Origin of the sequence: Nonomuraea montanisoli (assembly GCF_013363975.1) — a bacterium.
GTDB classification, from domain to species: Bacteria; Actinomycetota; Actinomycetes; order Streptosporangiales; family Streptosporangiaceae; genus Nonomuraea; species Nonomuraea montanisoli.
This window is the reverse complement of record NZ_JABWGN010000008.1, coordinates 438,660-460,579: the sequence shown is the minus strand read 5'-3', so window position 1 is coordinate 460,579 and position 21,920 is coordinate 438,660. Positions and strand designations below refer to the sequence as shown.

The window sequence follows — 21,920 nt, the reverse complement described above, 5'->3', positions numbered from 1 at the left end:
CCTGCTCCCTCACCGAGCCGTCACCGAGCCGTCATGTGCATCTGCCTCGCGTGCGGCCGGGGACAACGGTCAGCGGGCGTCCGGTCGGGTGGAGGGGACGGCGCAGTGGCCGGCCTTGACCCCGGCCACCTTCCAGCCGGAGTCCGGGAACGGCGACATGAAGTGCGTCAGCAGATCCACCGCGTAGTCCGGCACCTGGCCGCCCGGGTCGAGCAGCGACACCATCTGCGGCCCGTCCGCGCCGCGCAGCGTGATGGAGTTGCCCTCGCGCCCCTCCGCGAACCCCGGCCGGGCGTCCACCGTCAGGCACGCCAGCCGCACCCCGGCGGCGCTGATCGACTGCCGGGCGCCGATGCGCCGCATCCGCTGGTCGTAGCGGCGCAGCGCGAGGGAGGTGGCGCGGCCCAGCCGCACCGAGTCGCGGAAGACGTCGGCGCCGACCTTGCGGCTCAGGCGCACGTCCAGCCGTACGTCGGGCCGCAGGTCCACGCCCTTGGCCGCGAGGTCCAGCCGGCCGTACGCGCCCTCGAAGCCCGGCGTGAGGTACCCCACCGCCGCCGGCGCCTTCAGCCCGAACGGGACCTTGCCCGGCCGCACCCGCAGCCACGACACGCGGCGCGCCGCGATCGAGAGGTCCTGGACCGCGCTGCGCTCCAGCCCGAACTCGCCGCTGACCTGGTAGGACAGGAAGCCGGTCGTGTACGGGACGTCCTTGGCGACGGCCAGGCGCTGGCGGGCGACCGGGTCGATGGTGAGGCCGGCGCGCACCGCGAGCCGTCCGGTGGGCACGGGCCTGGACATCAGGTCGGCGCCCTGGCCGCCGGGGCCAGGGCGGATGGTGGTGTCGGCGGCCAGGTCGGTGACGGAGAGCGCCACGCCGCCGAGCCGCCCGCTCGGGTCGACGAGCCCGCCCTCCACGGCCAGCCGCCCGTCGAGGCCGTTCAGCCCCTTGCCCGCGATCAGCCGCCTCTTGCTTTCGGTCAGCCCCTTGCCCGCGATCAGCCGCCTCTTGCTTTCGGTCAGCCCCTTGCCCGCGGTCAGCCCCTTGCCCGCGGCCTTGCCCGCGGTCAGCCCCTTGGCCGGGGCCAGCCCCTTGGCCGCGGCACGGCCCGTCTTGCCGCCCGCGTCCTGGCCCGTTCCGGCTCCGGGGGCGGAAACGGCCTTGTAGGTGAGGGCGGGGACGCGCAGGGCGCCGCCGGACGCGTCGGTGTCCAGGCCGAAGACGGCCGGCACGTCGCCGAGCTCCAGCTCGCCGCTGCCCGCCCCCGGCACGGTGACCGCGGCGCTGAGCCGCCTGACCGGCGCCGAGTCGGTGACGCGGACGCGGGTACGCGCCCCGTACGTGCCCTGGACGTCCAGCGCCGCGGGCACCGGATCGACGGCCAGCCGCCCGCGCACGCCGCCCGCCTCCGCGTGGACGGTGAGCGACCCCAGCGTCACGGCCGGGCGCACCCGGTACGCGGCCCGTACGACGCCGTGCCCGCCCACCTCGAACGGCCCGATCGCCATGCTCGTGACGGTGCGCGGCAGGCCGGTGAGCGTGGCGCGCGCCTGCACCGGGACGGGCGCGAGGACGGAGCTGGCGAGGTAGACGTCGAGGCCGCCGCCCCGCGGCCGGAAGCCGTCGAACGTGACCGCCCTCCTGGCCGGGTCCACGGTGACGCGGTCGGGCAGCCCGTTCAGGTCCACGTACGCCTGGACGCCGAAACAGCCGCGCCCGGCGACGCAGAACGCCCCCTCCTGGCAGCCAGGCGTCCCGGGGGCGCAGCGGCCGTCGACCAGCGAGACGCCGCCGCTCACGGCCGGGGCGGCGGCCATGCCGCGCAGGGCGCCCACCTTCCCGGCCCAGGCCCGTGCCCGCAGGTCCAGCCCGGCGCCCACGCCCTGCCCTGTCTCCGCGCCCGTGCCTGCCCGCGCGCCTGTGCCTGCCCGCGTTCCCGTGCCTGTCCCTGTCCGGGTGCCTGTCTCGGTGCCCGGTTGCGCGCCGCCGGCGCCCTCGCGGGAGTCGGCCGGGCCGCCGGTGTAGGTGATCACTCCGTTCGCGGACGTGACGGACAGCCGTCCCGGAAGCGGCCCGACGTGTCCCAGCAGCCCGAATCGCAGGTCGCCCCGGGTGACGTCGGCGTCGAGCGCCAGCCGCTGCCGCGCCGCCCCCAGCCCGGCCGTGAAGCCCGCCTCCTCCGTGGTGAAGTCCACGGTCCTCAGGCCCGTGACGCGCACGCTCGCGTCGAGGTCGCCGGTGGCCTCGTCGTAGTGGGCCGCCAGGTGCGGTCCCGTGGGCACGCGGACGCCGTCGTGGTTGCTGAACGCCAGCTCCGCCGACCTCACCGGCCCCGACAGGCCGCGGAACCGGTACGCCCCGGGGGCCCAGGAGGCGTCGAAGCGGGCCGGCACGCCGGTGACGCGCGCGGAGGCCCTGACGTACCGGCCGTCCACCTTGGCTCGGGCCAGCGCGGCGACGGAGCCGACGGACCGGTCGGACGTCCAGGTGAGGGTGCGGTCCGCGGTGTCGGCCACCAGCCGCACCCGCCGCCCCGCACCCGCGATCTCCGCCCGCACGTCGTCCCCCTTGCCGCCATCGCCCACAGTCACGGAGGCGGGGGCGCCCGGGGCCGCGGCGGCGGTGGCGGCCGGGGCCGCGGCGGCCGGGGCGGCTGGGGCTGCCGGAGCGGCCGGGCCCCTGGCGGCGTACAGCCGGACCCGGGGCAGCCGCGAGCCGCCCGTGACCTCGACCTCGGACCTCTCCCCCAGCGTCCAGGACGCCGCCACCTCGCCGCGCGTCCCGAACACGGTCGCGTCGAGGGTCGGCCCCTGCTTCAGGTCCGTGTACGCGACCCGCGCCTCGCGGATCACGCCCGACCCCCGATAGACGGCCTTGCGGGCGGCCGGCGCGAGGGTCACGTCCACGTCGCCGGGCGTGTTGGACAGCTCGACCCGGGCCAGCCGGGTGCCGTCGAGGCTCGCCGCGGCGACGAACGACCGTCCCGGAGCGCCCTTCAGGCTGGCGCGGGGCGTGGCCCCGTAGGTCACGTCCAGCCCGGACACCCCGGACACCAGCGCCGAGACGCCCAGCGCGGCCCCGTCCTTGATCATGGTGACGTGGCCGCCGCGCGGGCTGGACACCGCGCCGCCGCCCCGCTGGAGCACCACCGCGAGCCGACCGATCGCCGAGGCCGACGTCTCGGTGACCCGGCGCGCGGCCGGGTCGGTCTCCAGCCGTACCTTGGCCGGCAGCCCGTCGAGCTCGGCCCGCAGCACGGTCTCGGCGGCGGCCCGGTCGAAGCAGACCAGCTCGGCCGATCCCGCCCGCCCCCCGCCGGACGTCACCTCCAGCGCGTGGCGTCCCTGGTCGGTCTCGTACGAGGCCGTCAGCGCCGGCGGGACGTCGCGCAGCTTCGCGCTCATCGCCCGGGAGAGGCGGCCGTCGCGGTAGGCGTAGCTGCGCAGCTCGGCCCGCCCGGCCGGGCTCGACCCGGAGAAGCGCACCCGGGCGCTCCCGTCGCGCCGGGCCAGCTCGACCCGGGCGCGGGTGGGCATGCGGTCGAGCACCGCGCGGACGTACCTGCCGCCGTCCACGGCCACCGCGTCCACCCGGGCGGGGGCGGAGGCGGACATCTCCAGCGCGGGGGTGCCGAGCGTGGCGTCCACGGTGAGGCTCCCGGTGACGGGCGTCTGGGTGAGGCTGACCGCGGTACGGCCGGTCAGACCGGCCACGACGGCCGCGGACGCGCCCGGGTCCGTGCGCTTGACCTCGGCCCGTACCCGCTTGCCGGACAGGTCGACCGTGAACGTCCCGCGGTCGGCGGCCGACAGCGACGCCCCCTTCCGGAGCCCGTCGAACCCGACCGAGACCCGCCCGTCGTACTCCGCCCACACGCGCGCCCTCGGCTTCTCCGCCGCACCGGGCAGCCGCCGCACGGCGAACCCGAGCCCCACGGCGCCCTCCTGGGGGCGGGCGGCCGGCACCAGGTCGGCGGCCAGATCCGGAACGCCGTCACCCGTCACGTCGGCCATCGCGGGCACCGCCACGGGCCGGACGGCCGAGCAGGAGACCGGCACCTCGACGCTCTCCACGCACAGCCGGTACGTCAGCCCGGGCGCCGCCACCGCCGCGCCGTCCGCCCTTGCACTGCCTCCGGCCATACCCCCTCCCCCTCCGCCCAGCGCGCCGGTGAGGGCGTCGGCGAGGGAGCGGGACAGGGCGGCCGACGGGTTCTTCAGCGTCAGGGGGCGGGCGTCCTCGGTGCCGGGGAGCACGGACCGCACGTCGGGGCCCTTCGCGCCGACCTGGCGGGACGCCTCGCGCTCGACCTCGCTCACCAGCCGCGAGCCCGCCGGGACGGTGATCTCCGGCGCGGCGGGGCCGGCGGGCCGCCCTCCGGTCTCCCGGAGGGCGGGCGAGGGCTCCATGGGGACGTTCACGGTGGCGGGAGCGGGCCGGCGGACGGACGGCACGGGCCGCACCTCCGCCCCGGAAGCAGAGGCGGAGGAATGCGCCGTCCGGGCGGCGCCGGAGACTTGCGCCGCCCGGACGGTACCCCGCATCGGGTGGGGCGCCGCGGCGTCCACCGCCGCGCCCGCCGGCTCCGCGGCCGACGCGGGTTCCGCCGCTGTGGAACCCGCCGTCAGTACGGCACCGGCCAAGGACGCGGAGGCGAGCACGCGCGCGAACGCGTGCCGTGGATACCGCGACATCTAACGCCTTACCCCCGAAGCGGTCTCAATCATCACATCTCTAACAAGAGTTACGACCCGACCACATTTCCTCACTGGTCGTCAATCTGGACCCGACATGGGGCTCCAGGTGTCGATCACTCTGCCGGTGCGATGCCGCCCCGTATGACGCGTTCAGCGCTCCAGGACCGTGACGCCGAGCGCCTGCGGCAGGTACCTGACCTCGCTGTACACCGAGCGGCTCTTCCCGCCGATCTTGGCCACCCCACTGTGGATGCCGTACGCGGAGGTGCCGTTGAACCAGGGACCGCCGCTGTCCCCGGGCTTGGTGACCGCCTTGTCCATCGCGACCATGTCGCACTCCCGGTCGAAGCACAGGTTGATCCGGTAGATCTTGGCGCTGGACTTGTAGCCGCTCGTCCGGCCGTAGTTCGACAGGCGCACGCCCTGCACGGCCCAGCGGGTCTCGTCCACGTACCGGGTCTTGCCCTTGTTGTAGTAGAAGGTCTTCGCCGCCGTGTAGCTGCCGCGCGAGAACCACGCCACGTCGCCGTGGCCGCCGCTGTGGCTGCCCTTGCGGGTGACGATGGTGTAGTCGTTCGTGTCGTGGTTGTGGTAGCGCTGCTTGGAGGGATACCCGCAGTGGGCCGCCGTCGAGACCCCCGTCGTGCTGCCCTTCTTGACGGTGAACCCGGTCGTGCAGACCGCTTCGCCGCCCGTGGTGTTCAGCAGACCGCCGCCGCGGATGTACGCCTGGGGCTGGAACTCCAGTTGGTCGGCGACCTCGATGTCGATCTTGATGGCGGGGTTGGAGGAAGCCAGCCGGGCGGGCAGCAGAGCAGCGCGGAAGCGCTCCTTGGCCGCCGGGTCGGTGATCGGCTCCTTCGGCTGCGTCTGGATGGTGATGACGCCGGTCTCGACGTCGTACTCGCCGGAGCTGGTGGCGACGTCGGGCCGGGCGAGGATCTCGTAGTGCGTGGCCTTGAGCGTCTGCCGCAGCTCCTCCTCGGAGTACGGCCGGCCGCCGAGGACCTTCACGGGGTGGCGCACGGTCTTGGCGAGGTTCGTCACCGTCACGGGAGCCTCGCCCTTGAAGGCGATCGACGCGCTGGAACCGTCCTCGGCGACCACCGCTCCGGCGTAGGTGTCCGGGAAGGAGTCCCGCGCCTGGTTGGCTACCCTGACGAAGTCGTCCTGCCAGCCGTAGCGGGTGACGGCCTCCTCCAGCGTGATGCCTTCCTCGGTGGCGGCCTGCCGGAGGTCCTCCATCTCGGCGGCGTCGACGTTGCCGACGCTGGCCGTGTCCTCCGCGGTCTCCTCCGGGCCGCTCTCCTCGGGCACATCCGTGCTGTCGTCCTGCTCGACGGCCGGGGGTGTGGGGGTGTCACCCTGCGCGGCCGTCCCGGACTCCGGGGTGGCGCCGTACGCGACGGCGGGGGCGACGGATATCGCGACGGTGGCCGCGACCGCGACCCCGAGTAACTTCCTGTACACGTGCCGATCCTTTCCTCGTGTCCCTCATGCGGGACGAACGCGGCAGGATCATCACAGGTGGCGGTTCACAAACGGTTCACCTCACAGCGTCAGCGAACATCACATATCGTCCTCTGTCGTGAGATCTACGTCGCGCCGTGAGGCCTGAGTGGAGGTACGCCTCCTGGGCGCGCTGCACGTCCTGACCGCGGACGGCCGTACCGTCGCGGTGACGCGGCGCAAGCACCGCCAGCTCCTCGCCCTGCTGTGCCTGACCCCGGGCCTGGGCGTCTCGGTGGACCGGCTGGTCCGCGGGCTCTGGAACGGCCGGGAGCCGCGCTCCGCGCGGGGCAACGTCAAGACCTACGTCTGCGACCTGCGCGTGCTGCTCGGTCCGGAGGTCAGGATCGAGGCCGTCCCCCACGGGTACCGCGTCGGCGGCGCCGACGTGGACGCCGTGCGGTTCGCGGCCCTGGCCGACGCGGGCCGGCGGGCCCTGGAGGCCGGACGGTACGAGGAGGCGGCCCGCGAGCTGGCGGCGGCGCTGGCGCTGTGGACCGGGCCCGCCCTCGACGGCCTCGGCGACGGCGCCGACCTCCTCGGCCTGGCCGCCGACCAGCTCGCCGGCCGGCGCCTGTCCGCGGTGCACGATCACGTCGAGGCGCTGCTGGCGCTGCGGCGCCTGGACGAGGCCGTCGCCCACCTGCGGGCGGCGCTGGCCGACGACCCGCTGCGCGAGCGGCTCTGGGCGCAGCTCATGCTGGCCCTGTACCGGGACGGCCGGCGGGCGGAGGCCCTGGACGCCTACCGGGAGGCCTGGGCGGTCATCACGGAGTCCCAGGGGCTGGACCCCGGCAGGGACCTGGCGACCCTGCACGCGAGGATCCTGTCCGACGACCCGTCCCTGGGCTGAGCTTCGCTACCGGGCGGCCCCCTGGGGCAGCAGCGCCTCGGCCAGCCGCCGCCACTGCGGCATGGCCGTGCGCCCCGGCTCGACGCCGAGCACCTGCACGCCGACGTGGTCGGCCCCGGCGTCGAGGTGGTCGTGCAGCCTGCGGACGATCGTGTCGAGGTCGCCCCAGTACACCAGGGCGTCGACGAGCCGGTCGCTGCCCCGGCCGCCGTCGAGGTCGGCCTCGGTGTAGCCGAGCCGCAGGAACTTGGCCACGTTGTACGGGCTCGTGAAGTACCCGTGCAGGTGCTCGCGCGCGATCGCGCGCGCCGTGGCCGGATCGGTCTCGAACAGGACCGCCTGCTCGACGCCCAGGAACGGCCGCTCGCCCAGCACCTCGCGGGCCTGCGCCGTGTGCTCCACCGTCACGTGGTACGTGTGCGCGCCCTGGGCCCGGTCGCGGGCCAGCTCCAGCATCTTCGGCCCGTACCCGGCCAGCAGCCGCCGCATCGGCGAGCGGGGCAGCGGGTTCGCGCTCGTGGCGGCGTCCATCTCGTCCAGGTAGTCGCTCATGGCCCGCAGCGGGCGGGCCGTGGGGGCGCCGCCGACGCCGAGGCCGAGCAGGTGGCGGCCGGGGTAGGCGTCGGCGAGGAGCAGCGCCGCGCCCCTGGTCCAGCGCGGCCCGCGGGAGCCGATCCGCGCGATGCCGTTGACGACCGTCATGCGCTCGGTGCTCGCCAGCAGGAACCCGGCGTGCGTCAGCGCCTCGCGCCCGTCCCGCTCCGGGATCCAGAACGCCTGCCAGCCGAGCTCCTCCAGCTCCTGGACGGACTCCCGCATCATGCTCGCCGGCTGGTCCTCGAAGTCGAACGTCCAGACCCCGAAGCGGCCCAGGTCCATCCCGTCGATCGCGCCCATGTCTCCTCCTGCCGAACGGCGACGACGTGGAGCCGGCCTTCGCGGCATCCACATATCGAAGTATCGCAGAAATTCGATATGAGAAGTCACATCGCACCCCGCCACGGTGTCGCAATCGCGACATGGCAGACAAACGGCACGGGCGACACCTGGTGTGGCCGGCACCCCATCACCCACTCTCGTGTCCACTGGTTGCTGCTACGAGAGGTTTCGCCCCCATGCACTGGTCCGTCCCTGTGGCGGTGGCGGGAGTCACCACCGCCGCCCTGCTGAGCTCCCCGTTACCCGCGGCCGCCGCCGAGCCCGCCGACGGGAGCGTCCACCGGGTCACGCTGATCACCGGGGACGTGGTGACCGTCAGGCAGGCCGGACCGGGCAGGCACGCGGTCGAGGTGAAGCCGGGGCCGGGCCGTGAGCGGATGGCGTTCACCACCACCGAGGAGAACGGCGAGCTGCGGGTCCTGCCCAACGACATCGTCCCCTTCCTGGCGGCCAGGCGGCTGGACCCCGGCCTGTTCTCGGTCACCCGGCTGATCGCCCAGGGGTACGACGACGCGAGGACGGACAAGCTGCCGCTGCTGTTCCTCTACGACGGCTCCGCCCCGAAGAGCGCCACCGGGCCCGAGCTGGAGAGCGTCAACGGCCGGGCCGTCGCCGCCGACAAGCGCACGATCGGCCGGCTGTGGAAGTCGCTCGACGAGCCGCGGGCCACGCTGGCGCAGGGCGTGACGAAGATCTGGCTGGACGCCAAGGTCAAGGCCACGCTCGACCACAGCGTGCCGCAGGTGGGCGCGCCGGAGGCGTGGCAGGCCGGGTTCGACGGCAAGGGCGTCAAGGTCGCCGTGCTGGACACCGGCGTCGATGCCACCCACCCCGACCTGGCCGGACGCGTCAAGCAGACCAAGGTGTTCACCGGCGAGCAGAGCGTCCGGGACGGCAATGGGCACGGCACCCATGTGGCCGCCACCATCGCGGGCGGCGACGGCAGGAAGGGCGTCGCGCCCGCCGCCGAGCTGATGGTCGGCAAGGTGCTCGGCGACGACGGCTCGGGCACCCTGTCCGGCGTCATCGAGGGCATGGAGTGGGCCGCCGCCGAAGGCGCGTCGGTGATCAACATGAGCCTCGGCGGCGGCGCCACCGACGGCACCGACCCGCTCAGCGTCGCCGTCGACACCCTCACCGAGCGCACCGGCGCCCTGTTCGTGGTCGCGGCGGGCAACGACGGCTCGGCCTACTCCATCGGCACTCCCGGCGCGGCGACCTCCGCGCTGACCGTCGGCGCGGTCGACGGCAAGGACGCGCTCGCGCAGTTCTCCAGCCGGGGCCCACGCCTGGACGACGCGCCCAAGCCCGACCTCACCGCCCCCGGCGTGGCCATCGTCGCGGCCCGCGCGGCGGGCACCTCCATGGGCGAGCCGGTCGACGAGCGTTACACGGCCGCCTCCGGCACCTCGATGGCCACGCCGCACGTGGCCGGGGCCGCCGCGATCGTCAAGCAGCGCCACCCCGACTGGACGGCGAAGCAGATCAAGGACGCGCTGATCGGCTCGGCCAAGCCCGTCCCGGGCCAGCGGATCGACGACGCCGGCGCGGGCCGCCTCGACGTGGCCCGCGCGGTGCGCCAGGGCGTGACCGCGACCGGCGTGATCGACCTCGGCGAGCACCAGCGGGGCGAGGGCCCGGCCACGGCCGAGGGCACGATCACCTACGCCAACGGCACGTCCGCCCCGGTCACGCTGGAGCTGGCCAGTACCCTCGACGGGGCCGTGCTCAGCGCCAGGACCGTGACGGTCGCGGCGGGCGCCACCGCCGACGTCAAGGTCACGGTGGAGCTGGCCAAGCTCTCCTTCGGCCGCTACGGCGGGCTCGTCACCGCCACGGCGGGCGCGGAGCAGGTGCACACCACGCTGGCGCTGACCTGGAAGGGACCGCAGCACAAGGTCCACTTCACCGCCCTCGACGCCGCGGGCCGGCCGACCGGCGCCGACACGTTGTCGATGTTCGGCGCGTCGCAGCAGGACGACCTGTTCACCTGGCTGCCCGTGGAAGGGCTGACCGTCGAGGTGTCCGAGGGCACCTACATGACGCAGTCGCTCAACCTGGGCGGCGGCTGGGGCCGGACGCACCCGCGCGACGGCATGGTCGTCATCCCCGAGCTCAAGGTCGACCGCGACCTGGACGTGGTGCTCGACTTCCGCCGGACCACGCCGGTGACCATCAGGACCAGGGAACCCGCCGAGCAGGTGGGCATCTACACCTACTTCACCCATCGCGCGTTCGGCTCGCGCGAGATCTCCCAGGGCGTCATGAACTTCGACGTCATCGAGGGGCTCAACGTCTCACCGACCCAGCCGGTGCGTGACGGCTCGTTCGAGTTCGCCTCGCGCTGGCAGCTCGTCGCGCCGAAGCTCTCCGCCCGCGTGCCCGGCTCGGGGCAGCCGTACCGGATGGGGTTCCTGGGCGGGTCGCCGGGCGTGGAGGGGCGGCACCTGTGGCGGCTCGCCGACGGGGCGGCCGAGTCCAAGGACAAGGCCGCGGTCATCCGCAGCGAGGACATCGACTGGGCCGATCCGTCCGCGGCCGCGATCAAGGCGGGAGCGGCCGCCGTGATCCTGGTGCTGGCCCCCGACGACGCGTTCGGGCGTGGCTGGAAGCCGGTCGGCGCCGACCTGCCGATCCCGGCCCTGGTGGTCGCCCATGACGACGGGCAGCGGATGCTGGAGCGGATCAGGAAGGGCGCCGCGCGGCTCGAGGTCACGGGGATGATGAACTCGCCGTACCTCTACGACGTCATGCAGGTCTCCGACGGCCGCGTGCCGGACAGGATCGTGCATGAGGTGAACGACAGCAACACCGCACGCGTTGACACGACATATGCCGACAACGGGGGCTTCGCCTGGGCCAAGGAGCAGCGCTTCGGCTGGCGCCCCTGGCAGTCGTACGCGCTCGGCCAGCAGATGGAGACCCAGCGGATCGTGAAGACCCCGCTGCGCCGCGCCGAGTACGTCAGCGCCGACGGCTCCTTCTGGCAGCACCTGGTCAACCACCAGTACGTCTGGGACGACATGGGCCGGCTGCTCGACGGCATGACCGAGCAGCCGCGCACCTACCGGCCCGGCACGCGGACCGGCGAGAGCTGGCACGCCCCGGTGGTCCGCCCGGCGATCCCCGCCTGGCTCAAGCCCTCCACCCGCGAGGGCGACACGATGGAGATCCGGATCCCCGAGTTCGTGGACTCCTCCGGTCACGTCTCCCGCGCGGGCGTGGACAACGACACCGTGTCGGCCCGGTTCTTCCGCGACGGCACGCTGGTGGCGGAGCGCGACGCCGCCTGGGGCGCGTTCCCCGCCTCACCGCAGGAGGCCGCCTACCGGCTGGAGCTGTCCACCAGGCGCACCTCGGACGAGTGGACCACCGCGACCGCGACCGAGACGGCCTGGACGTTCCGCTCCAAGCCGGGCGAGCGGGTGCTGCCGCTGCTGCAGATCGACTATGACGTACGCCCGGAGCGCCCCGGTCCGGTGGGCTTCACCGTACGGCATCAGGAGGGCGTGAGCGGGGCGCGCGTGAAGGACCTGAAGCTGGAGCTGTCGTACGACGACGGCGCGACCTGGGGCAGGCAGCCGGTGATCGCGCTCGGCGGCGGACGCTACAGCGCGCTCGTCCTGCGCCCGCACCCGTCGCTGCGGGTCACCGCCACCGACTCGGCCGGCAATGCGGTCCGGCAGACGGTGATCAGGGCCTACTGATCGGTCAGAGCCAGTTCTCGCGGGCGGCGTGCCAGGCCAGTTGCATCCGGGTCTGCGCACCCGCCCGCTCCATCAGGTAGGCGATCCGGCGCTGCACCGTACGCTGCGAGATCTTGAGCTGGGTGGCGATCGACTTGTCCGGAACGCCCGCGACCAGCAGCGACAGCAGGTAGAGGTGGTCGGTGTCGAGCGGACTGCCCGGGTTGGTGAGGCTGATCGGCGTGGCCCGCTCCCACAGGCTCTCGAACAGGGCCTTGAGGGCGTCGAGCAGGCTGCTGGGCCTGATCAGCGCGGCGGTGAGCTGGGTCAGGCCGTCGGTGTGCTGGATGAGCGGGAGCACCCCGAGCTCGCCGTCCGCGATGATCATCCGTACCGGCAGGGCGGGCAGCGCGCGAGCCCGCTCCCCCAGCGTGATGCCCTCGGCGAGGTTGACCAGCATGCCGGGTTCCTCCAGCAACGCCCCTTCGTAGATGACGCGGAAGCCGACGCCGCGCCGCAGCGCCGCGAGCTCTTCGGTGTTCTCCTGCGAGCTCATCGCCACGTGCCCGGCCCGGCACAGGCTGAGCACCTCGTGGCGGGCGCCGTCCTGCAGCAGCCGGAGCTGCTCGCGCAGCGCCGTGCGGCTGGTGATCACCTCGATGAGCTGCGCCGCCTCGCGGCGCCGCGCGTGCGCGAGGTACTCCCCCGTGAGCTGCTCCATGGCATGCCGCGCCCGGTCGACCTCGGCCTGCCGCCGGTGCAGCCGGGGGGCGAGCGCGACGTCGGGCGCGACCGCCGTGAACCGGCCGGGATCTCCCGGCACGGCTCGCGCCAGCCCCTTGGCCAGCAGCGAGCCGAGCGCCCGCCGCGCGACCTCGGCCGCCACGCCCAGCTCCTCGGCCAGGGCGTCGGGCTCGGCCTCGGTGGTCCTGACCAGCAGCCGGTAGGCGGCCTCCTCCTCCGCGCCCAGCCCCGCCGCGCTCAGCACGTGCCGCTCACGACCCGATCCAGATTCACCCGGCCATTGTAGGGAGGAGCCGCCGGGTGATGTCCGGGCCGGTGATGGCGGACGCGCCGGCCGCCGCTACGACGTGGCCGTCATGGTCCGGCGGCCCGGTCGAGGGAGTCGATGGTGGCGTGCAGCCACGCCAGCTCGGCCCGGCTGGTGGCCCGGGCGATGCTCAGCAGCCCCTGGCGGAAGGGGTCGCCGAACTCCTCCGCCCGCATCGGCCGGTCGCCGTCGTAGAAGAAGCTCGCCGGCTGCTCCAGGAACGCCAGCCGCCGGCGCAGCACACCGGCCTGCGCGGCGGGGTCGTCCAGGTGGCGCAGGAAGGCCAGCAGCGTGAACCAGCGGTTCTCGTCGCTGAGGTCGAGCGGGTCGGGGTCCCGCAGCCGCCGCTCCAGCTCGCGCTCCCCCGCCTCGGCCAGGTAGAGGACGCGGCGCGGCGCCGCGGCGGCCCCGGGCTCGTCCCTGCGCGTGATCCAGCCGGCGCCGGCCATCCGCTTGATCGCCGGGTAGAGCGTGCCGTCCGCCACCGGGCGGACGTGACCGGTCAGCGCGGCCACCTTCGTCCGCAGCTCGTAACCGTGCGCCGGCCCCTCTTTGAGGAACCCGAGTATCGCCAACTCCAACATGTGCACTACTGTACATCGAAGCCGAGATACCTCGGCTCCGATGTATCGATGTGAGCAGGAGGTCACCCATGCGTGACGCGATCGTCCATGCGAGCGGCGCCCGGATGCGCTGGGTCGAGCTGCCCGGCGCGGACCCGGCCGTGGTGTACGTCCACGGGCTGGGTGCCGCCTCGGCCCCCTACTACGCGGGGGCGGCCGCCCATCCGCTGCTGACCGGCCGGCGGTCCTTGCTCGTGGACCTGCTCGGGTTCGGCGTCAGCGACCGGCCGGCCGACTTCTCGTACACGCTGGAGGCCCACGCCGACGCGCTGGCCGCGGTGCTGCGCGAGGCGGGTGTGGAGGGGGCGTCCGTGGTCGCCCACAGCATGGGCGGCGCGGTCGCCATCGCCCTGGCCGCGCGCCATCCCGGCCTGGTGGGCCGGCTGATCCTCGTCGACGCCAACCTCGACCCGTACCCGCCCGGGCTGGTCCTGCCCGGCGGCAGCGGGATCGCGAGCTACACGGAGGACGACTTCGTCAGCCGGGGATGGAAGGAGGTCCGCGAGCGGGTGGGGCCGCACTGGTGGGCGACCATGCGGCTGGCCGACCGCCGCGGGCTGCACCGCACGGCGACGAGCCTGGCGAAGGGCACCGACCCGGTCATGCGCGAGCTGCTCATGTCCCTGCCGATCCCGCGCGGCTACCTGTACCCGGAGGGCGCTGCCCCGGCGGCGCCCGGCGACCTCGCCGCCGCGGGCGTCCGGCTGGTGGAGGTCCCGGACGCGGGCCACAACATCATGCTCGACAACCCGGAGGGCTTCGCCCGCGCGGTCGCCGCGCTCCTGGCCTGACCTCGCAAGACTTCGTCCTTGCCGGCATTCGGGGACTCCTCCTGCCCGCAGGGTCCACGACGGGAAGGTCCTCTGGCGCGTCCCGTCGGCGGGGCTCAAGGACAACCCCTACGGGGAGGCGATGGGGTGGGCACCGGCTGCGACGTGTGCTCAGGGGAGGGAGGCGAGGGAGGCGATGAGGGCGTCCGCCCGGGCGAGGACCTCGGTGAGGGCCGCGCCGGGGTCGTCGGCGCGGGCCACGAGCATGGCGCCCTCGCACAGCGCCCCGAAGAGAAGGTGCGCCCGCACCGTCACGTCGCCGGGCTCGATCCGGCCGGCGTCCGCCGCGGCGGCGAGCCCCTCGCGCAGCAGCCGCAGCGTGTGCCCGTACTCGATCCGCCGCACCTCGTCCCAGCCCAGCACGGCCGGCCCGTCCAGCAGGACGATCCGCCGGGTCTCCGGCTCGGCGCAGGCCAGCAGGAACGCGCGGGCACCGCGCCGCACGGCCGCCAGCGGGTCCGCCCCGTTCGCGCCCTCCGCCCCGTCCTCCAAGTTCGCCCCGTCCTCCCAGTTCGCCCCGTCCTCCCGGTTCGCCCCGTCCGCGCCGGTCGCGGGGCGGAGGGCGGCCGCGGCGATCAGGGTGGTCAGGCGCTCCTGTTCCCGCACGAAGACGGCGCGGAACAGGTCGACCTTGCCGGAGAAGTGGTGATAGACCGCGCCCTTGGTCAGACCCCCTCCCCGTGCCACGTCGTCGATCGACGTGGCGGCGTACCCGTCGCGCCCGAACAGCAGCCCGGCCGCCTCCACCAGCTCGCCGGTGGTGGCCCGCGTCCGCTCGGCCTGCGTGCGCCTCACCGCCCCGCCTCCCTTCCCTGACCGAGGACCGCCCGCCTCGGCGGTCCCCCGCATGCAACCACAGGCGCGGCGGGGGAAACGTGTCGAGCCGGGCGCGGGCGGCTGGCTAGCGTTCACCCATGGACATCTTTCTCACGACCGAACGGCTCGTCCTGCGCCGCTTCACCGAGGCGGACGCCGACCTGCTGGTCGAGCTGGACAGCGACCCCGAGGTGATGCGCTACCTCAGCGGCGGCCGGCCGACCCCGCGCGAGGTGATCGTGGGCGAGGCCCTCCCGGCGTTCATCCGCTCGGGCTTCTTCGCGGCGATCGAACGCGACACGGGCGAGTTCGTCGGCTGGTTCCACCTGCGGCCCGCCCGCGACGGCGACCCCGCGGAGCCGGAGCTGGGTTACCGGCTGCGCAGGGCGTCCTGGCGCAGGGGGTACGCGACGGAGGGCTCGCTGGCGCTGATCGACAAGGCGTTCGGCGAGCTGGGCGCCCGGCGGGTGTTCGCCCGGACCATGGCCGTGAACCGCGGCTCCCGGGCGGTGATGGAGAAGTGCGGCCTGCGCTTCGTCCGGACGGTCTTCGATGAGGTGCCGCACGCGATCGACGGCGCGGAGGAGGGCGTGGTCGAGTACGAGCTGCCGCGGGCCGAGTGGGAGGCGGGGCGAGCGAAGAAGCCGTGAATCCGGCGCCGCCGGGTGTCGATCCCGCGAGGTCCCGTTCGTGTGGAGGATGAGAGCACGGCGACGACGCCGGCCACGACAGCGAGGAGAGCACCGATGCGGCAGCAGTACCTGCTCAACCTGTACCAGCCCGACGGCGACCCGCCACCGCCCGAGGTGCTGGGCCCCATCATGCGGGAGCTGGCGGCCGTCGACCGGGAGATGCGGGAGGCGGGCGCGTGGGTGTTCAACGGGGGTCTGCACCCCGCGAGCAGTTCCACCGTGGTCCAGGTGCGCGACGGTGACACGCTCATGACCGACGGCCCGTTCACCGAGGGCAAGGAGCACGTCGGCGGGCTCGTGATCGTCCAGGCCGACGACCTGGACGGCGCGCTGGAGTGGGCGCGCAGGATCTCGGCGGCCAGCGGGCTCCCGGTCGAGGTGCGGCCGTTCAGGGAACTGCCCTGACCGGCGCCGGGCCGCCCGCGTCCGGCCCCTCCGCGCAGGAGGGGCCGGACACGCGGCCTTCCTCCCCCGCCCCGGCCACCCCGCGACCCTCCTCCCCCGCCCCGGCCACCCCGGGGCCTTCCTCCCCCGCCTCGGACGCTCGCGATCTCGGTCAGGCGGCCGGCGGCCCGGGCCGGTCCGCGGAGGTGGACGTCGAGGGGGTGTTCCGGCGGGAGTACGCCCGGGCGGTGGCCGTGCTGGTCCGGCACTTCCGCGACATCGACCTGGCCGAGGAGGCCGTCCAGGACGCGTTCGCCGTGGCGCTGGACCGCTGGCCGGCGGAGGGCACGCCGCCGAGCCCGGCCGGGTGGATCATCACGACCGCCCGCAACCGGGCGATCGACCGCCTGCGCCGCGAGTCGTCCCGGGCCGGCCGGCACGAGGCCGCGGCCCTGCTGCACGCCTGGGACGACCCCGGTTCCCCCGTCGAGGAGGGCCCCGTGCACGACGACCGGCTCCGGCTGATCTTCACCTGCTGCCATCCCGCCCTGGCCGTGAACGCCCAGGTCGCCCTGACCCTGCGGCTGCTGGGCGGGCTCGGCACCGCCGAGATCGCCCGCGCGTTCCTGGTGAGCGAGCCGACCATGGCGCAGCGGCTGGTCCGGGCCAAGGCCAAGATCCGGGAGGCGCGGATCCCGTACCGCGTGCCGCGCGAGGCCGACCTGCCCGACCGGCTCCGCTCCGTGCTCGCCGTCATCTACCTGATCTTCACCGAGGGCCACACCGCGGCCTCCGGTGACCGGCTCGTCCGCGACGACCTGTGCGCGGAGGCGGTGCGGCTGGGCCGGCTGCTGACCGAGCTGATGCCCGACGAGCCCGAGGCGCTCGGCCTGCTCGCGCTGATGCTGCTCGTGGACGCGCGCCGCGCCGCGCGGACCACGCCCGGCGGCGACCTCGTGCCGCTGCCGGAGCAGGACCGCTCGCTCTGGGACCGGGAGCTGATCGCCGAGGGGCACGCGCTGGTCCGCCGCTGCCTGCGCCGCGGCCGGCCGGGGCCGTACCAGATCCAGGCGGCGATCAACGCGGTCCACGGCGACGCGCGCACGGCGGCGGACACCGACTGGGGGCAAATCGCGCGGTTGTACGACCAGCTCATGGTGGTCGCGCCGTCGCCGGTCGTGGCGCTGAACAGGGCCGTCGCGGTGGCCGAGACCGACGGCCCGCGGGCCGCCCTCGCGCTGGTGGACGGTCTGGACCTGGCCGGCTACCACCTCTTCCACGCCGTCCGCGCCGACCTGCTGAGACGCCTCGGACGTGACGCGGAGGCGGCGGAGGCGTACGAGGCGGCGATCGCCCGCACCGCCAACGCCGCCGAGCGGGACTTCCTGCGCCGCGCCCAGCGGAAGGCTCAGGAGTAGCGGCCGCGCGTGAACGGCCCGGCGACTGCCGCTCGGCTGAGACTCCTGCTTCGTATACCTGGTGTACTGGTCAGACCAGTCGCTAGGGTTCCTCCTATGACGGGATACGACGCGTTGTTCCGCCTGGACGGGCGGCGGGCTGTGGTGATCGGGGCCGGGAGCGGCATCGGGCGGGAGGCCGCGCTGGCCCTGGCCGCGCACGGCGCCGAGGTGGTGTGCGCGGACCGCGACCTGCCGGCCGCCGAGGAGACCGCCGCGCGGGCCGGCGGCCGGGCCCGGCTGCTCGACGTGCTCGACGCCGGGGCGGTCCGGGAGGCGGCGGCCGCCGAGCCGGCGGACGTGCTGGTGTTCACCGCCGCCACCAACGTCCGCAAGCGGCTGCTGGACTACTCCGGCGAGGAGTTCGCCCGGGTCGTGGACCTCAACCTGCGGGCCTCGTTCGACGTGGTGCGCGCCTTCGGGGCGGGGATGGTGGAGCGGCGGCGTGGTTCGATCGTGGGCTTCGCGTCGATCCGGGCGTCGGTCACGGAGCCGGGGCAGAGCGTCTACTCGGCCACCAAGGCCGGCCTGGTGCAGCTCCTGCGCACGGCCGCCGCCGAGTTCGGCCCGTACGGGGTGCGGGTCAACGCCGTCGCACCCGGCGTGGTGGAGACGCCGCTGACGCGGCAGATCAAGGAGAGTCCCGCCTGGTACGACGCGTACGCGGCCAAGAGCGCGCTCGGCCGGTGGGCGCGGGCCGAGGAGATGGCCGGGGCGGTGGTGTATCTGGCGAGCGACGCGGCGAGCTTCGTCACCGGGTCCGTGCTGTACGTGGACGGCGGCTGGACGGCCGTGGACGGCCGCTTCGACCCGCCCAACTGAGCCCCTGGTCGACCCGCCTCGCCCCGCCCGGCCGACCGGGCCGCTGTGCGTGGCGGGGCGGGTCGCGGGTGGCCCGTACCGGCTGTTAACGTTCACACACCAGCGGCGCCGGGAAGGGGAGCGCACCATGGAGCAGCGAGTTCTCGGCCGGACCGGCCGCCGGGTGGGAGTCGTCGGGCTGGGCGCCTGGCAGCTCGGCGCCGACTGGGGCGACGTCCCGGAGGACGACGCCCTGGCCACGCTCACCGCCGCGGCCGAGGCCGGGGTGACGTTCGTCGACACCGCCGACGTCTACGGCGACGGGCTGAGCGAGCGCCTGGTCGGCCGCTTCCTCAGGACGCGGCCCGCGGGCGAGATCACCGTAGCCACCAAGATGGGCCGCCGCGTCCCCCAGGAACCCGGCGCTTACACGCTGGACCACTTCCGCGCCTGGACCGACCGCTCCCGCGCCAACCTCGGCGTGGACGTGCTCGACCTGGTGCAGCTCCACTGCCCGCCGACGCCGGTCTACTCCTCCGACGAGGTGTTCGAGGCGCTGGACACGCTGGTCGCCGAGGAGCGGATCGCCGCGTACGGGGTGAGCGTGGAGACGCGGGAGGAGGCGCTGACGGCGATCGCCCGGCCGGGGGTGGCGACGGTGCAGATCATCCTCAACATGCTGCGGCTCGGCCCGCTGGAGGAGGTGCTGCCGATGGCCCGCGCGGCCGGGGTCGGCGTCATCGCGCGGGTGCCGCTGGCCAGCGGCCTGCTGTCCGGCAGGTACGACGAGCACACGACGTTCGCCGCGGACGACCATCGCACCTACAACCGCCGCGGCGAGTCGTTCGACGTCGGCGAGACCTTCTCCGGCGTGGACTTCGCGACCGGGCTGGAGGCGGTGCGGCGGCTCGCGCCGCTGGTGCCGGAGGGGGTGACGATGGCGCAGTTCGCGCTGCGCTGGATCGCCGACCAGCCGGGGGTGAGCGTGGTGATCCCGGGCGCCCGCAACCCGGAGCAGGCCCGCGCCAACGCCGCGGCGGCCGGGCTGGCCCCGCTGCCGCCGGAGTCGCTGCGCGTCGTGCGGGACGTCTACGACGAGCTCATCGCCCCTGAGGTGGCCGGCCGCTGGTGACTCCGGGCGCCGCACGGGTGACGCGCCTTCGGCCGGACGCGCCTCGGCCGAGGGAGCGGACGCGCCTTTGGCCGAGGGAGCGGACGCGCCTTTGGCCGAGGGAGACGGGGCCGACAGGGGCCGACGGCTGGTCCGTCGTGCCGACTCGTTGACCATGGTCAACGCCACGCCGACGCCGATTGACCGGAATGCCGTCAATCCGATGAGCGGGCCAAGGTATCGGTCGTTACCCCCAAGCCGGCGCGCCGTGGTCCGAGGCGGTCCGCCCCGCGAGCGTAGAACGGGCTCCTGGTCATCGGAGACAGGGAGGTCCCGTGTTCGCACGTTCGAAGGGCACGACCGACAGCGAGGTCGGAGTGCGGAGTTCTGCTCGTGAAGGCGGGTGGTGGTCCCGCGTCCGGCCGATCGTGGCCGCGGCGGCCGTCGCGGTCTTCCTGGCGCCGCTCGCGGCGGCGTCGCTTCCGGGCGCGGCGGTCGCCCAGGTGCGGGAACTGGCCTACGTGGCCAACAACCTCTCGGACGACGTGTCGGTGATCGACACCGCGACCGACACCGTCATCGCCACCATCCCCGTCGGCGACAACCCGTCCGGGGTGGCGGTCACGCCCGACGGCACCCGGGTCTACGTCGCCAACGCCCTGTCGAACACCGTCTCGGTCATCGACACCGCGACCAACACCGTCATCGCCACCATCCCCGTCGGCCTGGTCCCCGGCGACGTCGAGATCACGCCCGACGGCACCCGCGCCTACGTCAGCAACACGTTCGCGGACAGCATCTCGGTCATCGACACGGCGACCAACACGGTCATCGACACCATCCCCGGCATCGACAATCCCGCGGGGACAGCGTTCACGCCGGACGGCGCCCGCGCCTATGTCGCCAGCCGGGCTTCGGACAACGTGGCGGTCATCAATGTCGCGACCGGCGACATCATCGACACCATCCCCGTGGGCGACAACCCGCAGAACGTGACGATCACCCCCGACGGCACGCGCGCCTACGTCCCCAACGCCTTCTCGGACAACGTGTCGGTGATCGACGTCGCCACCAACAACGTCGTCGACACCATCACCGTCGGCGACTTCCCCAACGACGTGGCGATCACCCCGGACGGCACGCGCGCCTACGTCACCAACAGCCTCTCGGACAACGTGTCGGTGATCGACACCGCCACCAACGCCGTCATCGACACCATCCCCGTCGGCGACTCGCCCAGAGACGTGGCGATCACGGCGAACGGCGCCCGCGCCTACGTCACCAACTCCTCCTCGGACAACGTGTCGGTGATCAACATCGCCACCAACGCCGTCATCGACACCGTCACCGTCGGCGACAGTCCCGACGGGGTGGCCATCGCGCAGGTCGAGACGAGGAGGAAGGCCCGCAAGTCCTTGAGCCAGGCCCGGGGCGAGGCCAAGAACCGGAGCCGGAACCAGAACGACGACAAGGTCAAGGCCAAGATCACCGGGTGGGGGTCGGGCGGGCACCGGTCGCACCATCGCCTCGGCCACGGCCACGGCCCGCACAGGTGGGACGGCAGTCACCGCATCAGGCCGAGGCACCCGAAGGGGTAGGCCGCCGGGAGGCCGCAGCCCGCCGGGTGCCGTGTCTCGCTCCCCCCGCCCGGCGGCATGCGCGATCATGGACACGATGGATGAGATGGGGACAGGTTTCACGGCGGGTGAGGAACGGTGGCGGGCGCGGCTGGGCACGCTCCGGCAGGTCGTCCGGCAGGAGCTGGTCACCCGGCAGCTCACCGCCCACCTCCCGGACCGGGCGCCGCTGCGCGTCCTGGACGTGGGATGCGGGCAGGGGACTCAGGCGCTGCGCCTCGCGCGGCGTGGCCACGAGGTGACGGGGCTGGACTCCTCCCCCGCGCTCCTGGCCGACCTGGCTGTCGCCCTGGCGGACGAGCCGGAGCAGGTGCGGCGCCGGGTGCGGGCGGTCCAGGGCGACGTGCGGGACCTGGCGGCGCTGTACGAGCCGGGGAGCTTCGACGTGGTGCTGTGCCACGGCGTGCTGATGTACTTCGCCGACCCCGAGCCGTTGCTGGACGACCTCGCCCGGCTGCCGGGGCCCGGGGGTGTCGTGTCGCTGCTGGTCCGCAACGGTGACGGGCTGGCGATGCGGCCCGGACTGAAAGGCGACTGGGCGGCTGCGGCGCGCGCGTTCGAGGAGCCGTCGTACGGCAACCGCATCGGCGTGACCGCGCGCGCGGACCGCCTGGACGTCCTGACCGCCCAGCTCGCCGGGCGGCGGCTCGACGTGGCCGCGTGGTACGGGGTGCGGGTCTTCACCGACACCGCCCCCGACGACGCGGAGCTCCCCGGGGAGGCGGAGCTGGCCGCGCTGCTGGCGTGCGAGGAGCGGGCGGGCGCCACGGACCCGTACCGCCGCGTGGCCGCCCTGACCCACGTGATCGCCGTACGGGCGTGACGGCGCGCGC

The 21,920-nt window shown here is 74.3% G+C and carries 16 protein-coding genes; 10 read left to right on the top strand and 6 right to left on the bottom strand.

Annotated features, from left to right (window positions below):
- Window positions 1-69 precede the first annotated feature (69 nt).
- Together HTZ77_RS22955 and HTZ77_RS22950 are read right to left on the bottom strand one after the other, a co-directional pair.
- Window positions 70-4,455 (bottom strand): hypothetical protein, encoded by a 4,386-nt coding sequence (locus HTZ77_RS22955; RefSeq protein ID WP_175591699.1) that lies wholly within the window; start codon window positions 4,453-4,455, stop codon window positions 70-72.
- Between the two features lie 393 nt (window positions 4,456-4,848).
- On the bottom strand, window positions 4,849-6,168 hold the full coding sequence (locus tag HTZ77_RS22950) for a chymotrypsin family serine protease (RefSeq protein ID WP_175591698.1): 1,320 nt from the start codon (window positions 6,166-6,168) through the stop codon (window positions 4,849-4,851).
- Between the two features lie 148 nt (window positions 6,169-6,316).
- Between HTZ77_RS22950 and HTZ77_RS46475 the strand changes: the two genes are divergently transcribed.
- Window positions 6,317-7,060: an AfsR/SARP family transcriptional regulator gene (locus HTZ77_RS46475; RefSeq protein WP_175591697.1), complete on the top strand. Its 744-nt coding sequence runs from the start codon at window positions 6,317-6,319 to the stop codon at window positions 7,058-7,060.
- Between the two features lie 6 nt (window positions 7,061-7,066).
- On the opposite strand, the gene HTZ77_RS22940 is transcribed toward HTZ77_RS46475, so the two are convergent.
- A complete protein-coding gene (locus HTZ77_RS22940; protein ID WP_235994966.1) occupies window positions 7,067-7,957 on the bottom strand; it encodes a TIGR03620 family F420-dependent LLM class oxidoreductase in 891 nt (296 codons plus the stop codon).
- A 218-nt stretch (window positions 7,958-8,175) separates the two neighbouring features.
- Between HTZ77_RS22940 and HTZ77_RS22935 the strand changes: the two genes are divergently transcribed.
- Window positions 8,176-11,706: a S8 family peptidase gene (locus tag HTZ77_RS22935; RefSeq protein ID WP_175591696.1), complete on the top strand. Its 3,531-nt coding sequence runs from the start codon at window positions 8,176-8,178 to the stop codon at window positions 11,704-11,706.
- Window positions 11,707-11,710: 4 nt separating this feature from the next.
- Here HTZ77_RS22935 and HTZ77_RS22930 read toward each other — a convergent pair whose 3' ends face one another.
- Entirely contained in the window at window positions 11,711-12,673 is a 963-nt protein-coding gene (locus tag HTZ77_RS22930) for a helix-turn-helix domain-containing protein (RefSeq protein WP_175591695.1), read from the bottom strand.
- A 110-nt stretch (window positions 12,674-12,783) separates the two neighbouring features.
- Window positions 12,784-13,320, bottom strand: coding sequence for a PadR family transcriptional regulator (locus HTZ77_RS22925; protein WP_175591694.1), 537 nt, complete (start codon window positions 13,318-13,320; stop codon window positions 12,784-12,786).
- A gap of 68 nt (window positions 13,321-13,388) precedes the next feature.
- On the opposite strand from HTZ77_RS22925, the gene HTZ77_RS22920 reads away from it, so the two are divergent.
- Complete coding sequence (locus HTZ77_RS22920) at window positions 13,389-14,150, top strand: alpha/beta fold hydrolase (RefSeq protein WP_175591693.1); 762 nt, start codon at window positions 13,389-13,391, stop codon at window positions 14,148-14,150.
- Between the two features lie 150 nt (window positions 14,151-14,300).
- Here the strand turns inward: HTZ77_RS22920 and HTZ77_RS22915 are convergent, their stop codons facing one another.
- Complete coding sequence (locus tag HTZ77_RS22915) at window positions 14,301-14,984, bottom strand: TetR family transcriptional regulator (protein WP_175591692.1); 684 nt, start codon at window positions 14,982-14,984, stop codon at window positions 14,301-14,303.
- Between the two features lie 119 nt (window positions 14,985-15,103).
- Here HTZ77_RS22915 and HTZ77_RS22910 point away from each other — a divergent pair, with 119 nt between their 5' ends.
- From HTZ77_RS22910 to HTZ77_RS22880, 7 genes are all read left to right on the top strand, one after another.
- Window positions 15,104-15,655 carry a GNAT family N-acetyltransferase gene (locus HTZ77_RS22910; RefSeq protein WP_175591691.1) on the top strand — a complete coding sequence of 184 codons (552 nt, stop codon included), beginning with the start codon at window positions 15,104-15,106 and terminating at the stop codon, window positions 15,653-15,655.
- A 96-nt stretch (window positions 15,656-15,751) separates the two neighbouring features.
- The gene (locus HTZ77_RS22905) at window positions 15,752-16,102 is read left to right on the top strand and encodes a YciI family protein (protein ID WP_175591690.1); all 351 of its coding nucleotides are present in this window, start codon (window positions 15,752-15,754) and stop codon (window positions 16,100-16,102) included.
- Window positions 16,103-16,287: 185 nt separating this feature from the next.
- Window positions 16,288-17,499 carry an RNA polymerase sigma factor gene (locus HTZ77_RS22900; protein WP_328808711.1) on the top strand — a complete coding sequence of 404 codons (1,212 nt, stop codon included), beginning with the start codon at window positions 16,288-16,290 and terminating at the stop codon, window positions 17,497-17,499.
- A 96-nt stretch (window positions 17,500-17,595) separates the two neighbouring features.
- The gene (locus tag HTZ77_RS22895; protein ID WP_175591689.1) at window positions 17,596-18,360 is read left to right on the top strand and encodes an SDR family NAD(P)-dependent oxidoreductase; all 765 of its coding nucleotides are present in this window, start codon (window positions 17,596-17,598) and stop codon (window positions 18,358-18,360) included.
- Between the two features lie 127 nt (window positions 18,361-18,487).
- Window positions 18,488-19,471: an aldo/keto reductase gene (locus tag HTZ77_RS22890; protein WP_175591688.1), complete on the top strand. Its 984-nt coding sequence runs from the start codon at window positions 18,488-18,490 to the stop codon at window positions 19,469-19,471.
- A gap of 314 nt (window positions 19,472-19,785) precedes the next feature.
- The gene (locus tag HTZ77_RS22885; protein WP_205303056.1) at window positions 19,786-21,048 is read left to right on the top strand and encodes a YVTN family beta-propeller repeat protein; all 1,263 of its coding nucleotides are present in this window, start codon (window positions 19,786-19,788) and stop codon (window positions 21,046-21,048) included.
- A gap of 85 nt (window positions 21,049-21,133) precedes the next feature.
- Complete coding sequence (locus HTZ77_RS22880; protein WP_175591793.1) at window positions 21,134-21,910, top strand: class I SAM-dependent methyltransferase; 777 nt, start codon at window positions 21,134-21,136, stop codon at window positions 21,908-21,910.
- Window positions 21,911-21,920: the final 10 nt, after the last annotated feature.

Bases quoted from the DNA above. Each gene is read 5' to 3' on its own strand.
- HTZ77_RS22940 (WP_235994966.1), bottom strand. From the start codon at position 7,957: ATGGGCGCGATCGACGGGATGGACCTGGGCCGCTTCGGGGTCTGGACG.
- HTZ77_RS22935 (WP_175591696.1), top strand. From the start codon at position 8,176: ATGCACTGGTCCGTCCCTGTGGCGGTGGCGGGAGTCACCACCGCCGCC.
- HTZ77_RS22925 (WP_175591694.1), bottom strand. From the start codon at position 13,320: ATGTTGGAGTTGGCGATACTCGGGTTCCTCAAAGAGGGGCCGGCGCAC.
- HTZ77_RS22920 (WP_175591693.1), top strand. From the start codon at position 13,389: ATGCGTGACGCGATCGTCCATGCGAGCGGCGCCCGGATGCGCTGGGTC.
- HTZ77_RS22910 (WP_175591691.1), top strand. From the start codon at position 15,104: ATGGACATCTTTCTCACGACCGAACGGCTCGTCCTGCGCCGCTTCACC.
- HTZ77_RS22905 (WP_175591690.1), top strand. From the start codon at position 15,752: ATGCGGCAGCAGTACCTGCTCAACCTGTACCAGCCCGACGGCGACCCG.
- HTZ77_RS22895 (WP_175591689.1), top strand. From the start codon at position 17,596: ATGACGGGATACGACGCGTTGTTCCGCCTGGACGGGCGGCGGGCTGTG.
- HTZ77_RS22890 (WP_175591688.1), top strand. From the start codon at position 18,488: ATGGAGCAGCGAGTTCTCGGCCGGACCGGCCGCCGGGTGGGAGTCGTC.
- HTZ77_RS22880 (WP_175591793.1), top strand. From the start codon at position 21,134: ATGGGGACAGGTTTCACGGCGGGTGAGGAACGGTGGCGGGCGCGGCTG.